The organism is Stenotrophomonas sp. P5_B8, assembly GCF_054049855.1.
Genome location: NZ_JBFULO010000206.1, coordinates 1 through 6,608 on the forward strand (window position 1 = coordinate 1; position 6,608 = coordinate 6,608).

At 67.8% G+C, this 6,608-nt stretch carries 6 protein-coding genes; 3 read left to right on the forward strand and 3 right to left on the reverse strand.

Translation table 11 applies throughout. The annotated features are described in order from the left end of the window. From carB to dapB, 3 genes are all read right to left on the reverse strand, one after another. A partial coding sequence (carB, locus tag ACXJKH_RS12210) for a carbamoyl-phosphate synthase large subunit (RefSeq protein WP_457319631.1) occupies positions 1–2,174 on the reverse strand: 2,174 nt, incomplete at its 3' end. Between the two features lie 150 nt (positions 2,175–2,324). Further along, the gene (gene carA, locus ACXJKH_RS12215) at positions 2,325–3,455 is read right to left on the reverse strand and encodes a glutamine-hydrolyzing carbamoyl-phosphate synthase small subunit (protein WP_457319632.1); all 1,131 of its coding nucleotides are present in this window, start codon (positions 3,453–3,455) and stop codon (positions 2,325–2,327) included. Between the two features lie 282 nt (positions 3,456–3,737). Continuing rightward, positions 3,738–4,478: a 4-hydroxy-tetrahydrodipicolinate reductase gene (gene dapB, locus ACXJKH_RS12220; protein ID WP_457319633.1), complete on the reverse strand. Its 741-nt coding sequence runs from the start codon at positions 4,476–4,478 to the stop codon at positions 3,738–3,740. A 130-nt stretch (positions 4,479–4,608) separates the two neighbouring features. Here dapB and ACXJKH_RS12225 point away from each other — a divergent pair, with 130 nt between their 5' ends. From ACXJKH_RS12225 to ACXJKH_RS12235, 3 genes are read left to right on the forward strand one after another with little or no spacing between them, the layout of a single operon-like run. Next, the gene (locus ACXJKH_RS12225) at positions 4,609–5,370 is read left to right on the forward strand and encodes a 3-oxoacyl-ACP reductase (RefSeq protein WP_457319634.1); all 762 of its coding nucleotides are present in this window, start codon (positions 4,609–4,611) and stop codon (positions 5,368–5,370) included. Beyond that, positions 5,370–5,771: a MerR family transcriptional regulator gene (locus tag ACXJKH_RS12230; protein ID WP_457319635.1), complete on the forward strand. Its 402-nt coding sequence runs from the start codon at positions 5,370–5,372 to the stop codon at positions 5,769–5,771. The genes ACXJKH_RS12225 and ACXJKH_RS12230 overlap by 1 nt, the downstream gene beginning before the upstream one ends. Before the next feature lie 53 nt (positions 5,772–5,824). Then, positions 5,825–6,406, forward strand: a complete 582-nt coding sequence (locus tag ACXJKH_RS12235) for an NAD(P)H-dependent oxidoreductase (RefSeq protein WP_457319636.1) — start codon at positions 5,825–5,827, stop codon at positions 6,404–6,406. Positions 6,407–6,608: the final 202 nt, after the last annotated feature.

A 6,608-nucleotide genomic window follows, 5' to 3' on the forward strand; every position in this document is an offset into this window, starting at 1 on the left:
CCCAGCACGTAGCCCAGCACGTAGCTCGGGCGAACCACCAGCGGGTAACCGATCTCGCGGGCCAGCAGCAGGGCTTCCTGGTCGTTGCGGGCGATGCGGTTCGGCGGCTGCTTCAGGCCGAGCTTGTCGACCAGCTGCTGGAAACGCTCGCGGTCTTCGGCCAGGTCGATGGAGTCCGGCGAGGTGCCGATGACCGGCACGCCATTGGCTTCCAGCGCGCGCGCCAGCTTCAGCGGGGTCTGGCCGCCGTACTGCACGATCACGCCCTTTGGCTGTTCCAGCTCGACGATTTCCAGCACGTCTTCCAGCGTCAGCGGCTCGAAGTACAGGCGGTCGGAGGTGTCGTAATCGGTGGAGACGGTCTCCGGGTTGCAGTTGACCATGATGGTTTCATAGCCATCCTCACGCAGTGCCAGCGCCGCGTGCACGCAGCAGTAGTCGAACTCGATGCCCTGGCCGATGCGGTTCGGACCGCCGCCCAGGATCATGATCTTGTCGCGGTTGCTCGGCGCCGCTTCGCACTCGTCCTCGTAGGTCGAGTACAGGTAGGCGGTGCTGGTGGCGAACTCGGCGGCGCACGAGTCCACGCGCTTGTAGACGGGGCGCACCTTGTGGGCACGACGCAGCGCGCGCACGGCCGCTTCGTTGGTGCCGGTCAGTTCGGCCAGGCGGGCGTCGGAGAAGCCGGCGCGCTTGAGCTTGCGCAGGCGCGCCGCGTCCAGCGCGTCGATGCCGTCGGCGGCAACTTCAGCTTCGGCCTGGATGATCTCTTCGATCTGGTCCAGGAACCACGGGTCGATGTGCGACAGCGCGAACACGTCTTCCACGCTGAAACCGGCGCGGAACGCATCACCCACGAAGAACAGGCGCTCCGGGCCCGGGGCCTTGAGCTCGCGCTTGATGGTGGTGATGTCGTCTTCGTTGGACAGGTCCAGGCCGGTCGGGTCCAGGCCGATCTTGCCGGTTTCCAGGCCGCGCAGCGCCTTCTGCAGCGATTCCTGGAAGGTGCGGCCCATCGCCATCACCTCGCCCACCGACTTCATCTGGGTGGTCAGGCGCGCATCGGCCGCCGGGAACTTCTCGAAGGCAAAGCGCGGGATCTTGGTGACGACGTAATCGATCGACGGCTCGAACGAGGCCGGGGTCAGGCCGCCGGTGATTTCGTTCTTCAATTCGTCCAGGGTGTAACCCACGGCGAGCTTGGCGGCGACCTTGGCGATCGGGAAGCCGGTGGCCTTGGAGGCCAGTGCCGAGGAACGCGACACACGCGGGTTCATTTCGATCACCACCACGCGACCGGTGGTCGGACTGATGCCGAACTGCACGTTCGAGCCGCCGGTATCCACACCGATCTTGCGCAGCACGGCGATGGAGGCATCGCGCAGGCGCTGGTATTCCTTGTCGGTCAGGGTCTGCGCCGGGGCCACGGTGATCGAGTCACCGGTGTGCACGCCCATCGGGTCCAGGTTCTCGATGGAGCAGACGATGATGCAGTTGTCGGCGGTGTCGCGCACCACCTCCATCTCGAATTCCTTCCAGCCCAGCACCGATTCTTCGACCAGCACTTCGGTGGTCGGCGACAGTTCCAGGCCGCGGGTGACGATGTCGATCAGCTCTTCGCGGTTGTAGGCGATGCCGCCACCGCTGCCGCCCAGGGTGAAGCTGGGGCGGATGATGGTCGGGTAGCCGACGCGGGTCTGGATCTCGATCGCTTCTTCCAGCGTATGCGCGACCGCAGCCGACGGGCACTCCAGGCCGATCTCGCCCATGGCCACGCGGAACAGCTCGCGGTCTTCGGCCATGCGGATCGCATCGCGCTTGGCGCCGATCAGTTCGACGTTGTACTTCTCCAGCACGCCGTTGTCGGCCAGGTCCAGCGCGCAGTTCAGCGCGGTCTGGCCACCCATGGTCGRCAGCAGGGCGTCGGGTTTTTCCTTGGCGATGATCTTCTCGACCGTCTGCCAGTTGATCGGCTCGATGTAGACCGCATCGGCCATCTCCGGGTCGGTCATGATCGTGGCCGGATTGCTGTTGACCAGCACCACGCGGTACCCCTCGTCACGCAGGGCCTTGCAGGCCTGGGCGCCGGAGTAGTCGAACTCACAGGCCTGGCCGATGACGATCGGACCAGCACCGATGATGAGGATGGTTTTAAGGTCAGTGCGCTTGGGCATTGTCTTCTCTAAGTCAGTACAGCGTGTCGGGGGTGATCGCACGCTGTCGATCAGGAAACTTCCGGGGTTCAGCGCCGCGCCTGGGGGCAGCGGCACTGCAGGGCTTGCGATCCGTCGCGATGCCGCCGGACGCGCCGGCGGCGTGGCGGATCAGGCCTTGGCCTCCGCCATCAGGGTCACGAAACGGTCGAACAACGGGCTGACATCGTGCGGGCCCGGCGATGCTTCCGGATGGCCCTGGAAGGAGAACGCCGGCACGTCGGTGCGTGCGATGCCCTGGTTGGTGCCGTCGAACAGCGAGCGGTGGGTAACCCGCAGGGTGGCTGGCAGCGAGGCTTCGTCAACCGCAAAACCGTGGTTCTGCGAGGTGATCATCACCCGGCCGGTATCCAGGTCCTGGACCGGATGGTTGGCGCCATGGTGCCCGTGGCCCATCTTCACCGTCTTCGCGCCGGAGGCCAGCGCCAGCAGCTGATGGCCCAGGCAGATGCCGAAGGTCGGCAGCTTGCGGTCCAGGAAGGTCTTGATCGCCTCGATCGCGTAGATGCACGGTTCCGGATCGCCCGGGCCGTTGGACAGGAACACGCCGTCCGGATTCATCGCCAGCACCTCGACGGCCGGGGTCTGCGCCGGCACCACGGTGATGTCGCAGCCGCGCTCGGCCAGCATGCGCAGGATGTTCAGCTTGGCGCCGAAATCGTAGGCCACCACCTTGTACTGCGGCGCGGCGCTGACGAACTCGTTGTTGTCCAGGTCCAGCTGGCCTTCGGTCCACGGGTAGGACTTGTCGGTGCTGACCACCTTGGCCAGGTCCATGCCCTTCAGGCCGGGGAACGCGCGGGCCGCTTCCAGCGCCTTCTCCACACTGATGCCGTCGCCGGCCATCAGCGCACCGTTCTGCGCGCCACGCTCGCGCAGGATGCGGGTGAGCTTGCGGGTGTCGATACCGGAAATGGCCACCACGCCACGCTGCAGCAGCCAGTCCTGCAGCGACACCTGGCTGCGCCAGTTGCTGGGACGGCGCGGAACGTCGCGCACGATCAGGCCGGCCGACCACACCTTGTGGGCTTCGTCGTCCTGGTCGGTCATGCCGGTGTTGCCGATATGCGGGTAGGTCAGCGTGACCATCTGCCGGGCGTAGGAAGGATCAGTCAGCACTTCCTGGTAACCGGTCATGGCGGTGTTGAACACCACCTCACCGACGGACAGGCCGGGCGCGCCTACGGATTCGCCCTCGAATACGGTGCCGTCTTCGAGGACGAGGATTGCGGCTTGGGTCACGGAATTCTCACTTTGGCTACCGATGGGGTCACCGAAGTCACGCCGCGCGGCACACTGAAAAGCGGCTGCAAAAAAGCGCGGACTGCGGTGCGGGACCGGTCCGGCTGTCGTGATTCGGCGAGCGGGAATTGTAAAGGCAAGGGGCCTGCGACGCCAGCGTTTGCATGCATTCGCTGGCGTACGGCCGTGACGGGCCCGCCCGGGGTTCAGGCAGCGGGGCCTTGCCTCTTCAGCCGTGGCAGTGACGCCGAGCCTGCACAGGCCGCCTTGGGGGCCCGCAGATCAGCCGCCCGCGGCGGGCATGGCCCCGGCCAACAGATCGCGAACCCGGTAGCTGCCCGGCGCCCGCCCATTCAGCTGGGTGGCGGCGAACAGTGCGCCGCGCGCGAAGATGTCGCGGTTGGTGGCGCGGTGGGTCAGCTCGATGCGCTCGCCCAGCCCGGTGAACTGGACCAAGTGCTCGCCGACGATGTCGCCCGCCCGCAGGCTGGCGTAATGCGGCTGCGCCCCGCCCTTCTGCGCCGCCGCGCCCAGGGTCAGCGCGGTGCCCGACGGTGCATCCTGCTTGTGCACATGGTGGGATTCGACGATATCGCAGTCCCAGCCCGCCAGCGTGGCAGCCGCGCGCTCTACCAGCTCCTCCAGTACCGCCACGCCCAGGCTGAAGTTGGACGCCCAGACCAGTGGGATGCCGGTGGCGGCCTCGATCAGGGCCTGGCGCTGCGCCTCGCTGATGCCGGTGGTGCCCGAGACCAGCCCGGCCTTGCGCTCCACGCACAACGCCAGGACCGGGTCGAAACCCTCGGGCAGGCTGAAATCGATGGCGACATCGAACTGCGGCGCACCGGCCAGCTCGCTGCTGGCGAAATGCGGCACGCCGTCGACCACGCGCTGTGCCGGCGAACGGCGGGTCACCGCAGCGACGACCTGCAGGTCGGAATTGTCGGCGGCCAGCCGCAGCAGGGCCTGGCCCATGCGACCGGAGGCACCGTGGATGAGCAGGCGAACAGGGATAGTGGTCATGCGCGCAGGCTAGCCGGTGCTGGCAAGCGTGCACAAGGGGGACATGCGCCCGGTGCCACTACCGGCGCGCGTGCATCGAGGGCGCGGACGCTTGCTACCCTGTGCGCCCCCTTCGTCCGGTCGTGCCTCCATGCAGCTTTCGCAGCAACTCGTCCTTGTCACCGGCGGTGCCCGTGGCCTCGGCCAGCACGTGACGCGCGCGTTCGCCCGCGAGGGCGCACAGGTGGTGATCAACCACCTGCACAGCGTCGACGCCGCACAGGCACTGGCCGCCGAAGTCGGCCCGAACGCCCTGGCGGTGCGCGCCGATGTCACTGACCGCGACCAGGTCGATGCGCTGTTCGCCCGGGCCCGCGCCCACTTCGGCCGCGACATCACCAGCGTGGTCAACAATGCGCTGGCGACGTTCTCGTTCAATGGCGATGCGCGTGCGAAAGCCGATGCGATCGGCTGGCAGGCGTTCAGCGCGCAGTTCGAGGGCAGCGTGCGCGGTGCGTTGAACACAGTGCAGGCGGCCCTGCCCGGCATGCGCGCGCAGCATTTCGGTCGCGTGATCAACATCGGCACCAACCTGTTCCAGAACCCGGTGGTGCCCTACCACGACTACACCGCCGCCAAGGCCGCGTTGCTGTCGCTCACCCGCACCCTGGCCGGCGACCTCGGCCCGGACGGGATCACCGTGAACATGCTCTCTGGTGGCCTGCTGCGCAGCACCGATGCCAGCGCGGCCACGCCGGCGGCGGTGTTCGACTACATCGCCGCCAACACCCCGCTGCGCAGCGTGACCACGCCGGCCGAGKTCGCCGATGCGGTGCTGTTCTTTGCCTCGCCCTGGTCGCGCGCGGTCACCGGGCAGAACCTGGTGGTGGATGGCGGCCTGGTGCGCGACTGATGCGCATCTCCGAGGTCGCCCGACGCAGCGGTGCCAGCCAGAAGGCGATCCGCCTGTACGAAGCGCGCGGACTGCTGGCCGCCGTGCCGCGGATCAACMGCTACCGCGACTACAACGAGCAGGATCTCAACCTGGTGCTGCTGATCCGGCAGGCGCTGGCGCTGGRCTTCCGGCTTGCCGACGTGGCCGCACTGCGACGCGACGATGGCGGCATCGACTGGCTGCGGGTGCAGGCGTTGCTGGCGGACAGGCAGCAGGCCGTGCGCGCGGACATGCAGCGGCTGCAGCAGCTGGATGCGGCGCTGACCCAGCTTCGGGCCGAGGTGGTCGTGTTGATCGGTCAGGGTGACACCGGTGCTTTGGATGCGTGCATGGCCGCTGGCGACTGCCGCGCCGCTTGACTCTGCCCCATGGGGCAGACCGTAGCCTGCGCGCTCTTTCCGCGAGCGCCCCCATGTCCCGATCGATCGTCATCCTGCTTGGCCACCCCGACCGCGACAGCCTGTGCGGTGCCCTGGCCGAGCGCTACCGGCAGGCCGCCGTGGCGGCCGGCCACCGCGTGCAGCTGTTCGCGCTGGGCGAGGTCGACTTCGACCCGATCCTGCGCCACGGCTACCGCCAGATCCAGCCGCTGGAACCGGCTCTGCAGCAGATCAACGCGGCCATCGCGGACTGCCAGCACCTGGTGCTGGTGTACCCGACCTGGTGGGGTGGCATGCCGGCCCTGTTGAAGGGTTTTTTCGACCGCGCCTTCCTGCCGGGCGTGGCGTTCCGCTATCGCAAGGATTCGGTGTGGTGGGACCGGCTGCTGGCCGGGCGCAGCGCGCGCGTGCTGACCACGATGGATACCCCGCCCTGGTATTACCGCTGGGTGTACCGTATGCCGGGGCACCAGCAGGTGCGGCGGACGATCCTGGAATTCTGCGGGATCAAGCCGGTGAAGATCACCGCGTTGGGGCCGGTGCGCAGCAGTACCTCGGCGCAGCGTGATACGTGGCTGCAACAGGCCGAGCGACTGGGTCGCCAGGCCAGGTGAAATGGCCGTGGTAGAGCCACGCCATGCGTGGCTGCCCTCCGTTCCGGCGTGCGGACACCTGCCAGCCGCGCATGGCGTGGCTCTACCGGCATTGGGTGCGTCGGCGCCTGCCAGCCCAGCGCGCTGCGTGGTTGCAACAGGCCGAGCGACCGGGCCGCCAGGCCAGGTGAAATGGCCGTGGTAGAGCCACGCCATGCGTGGC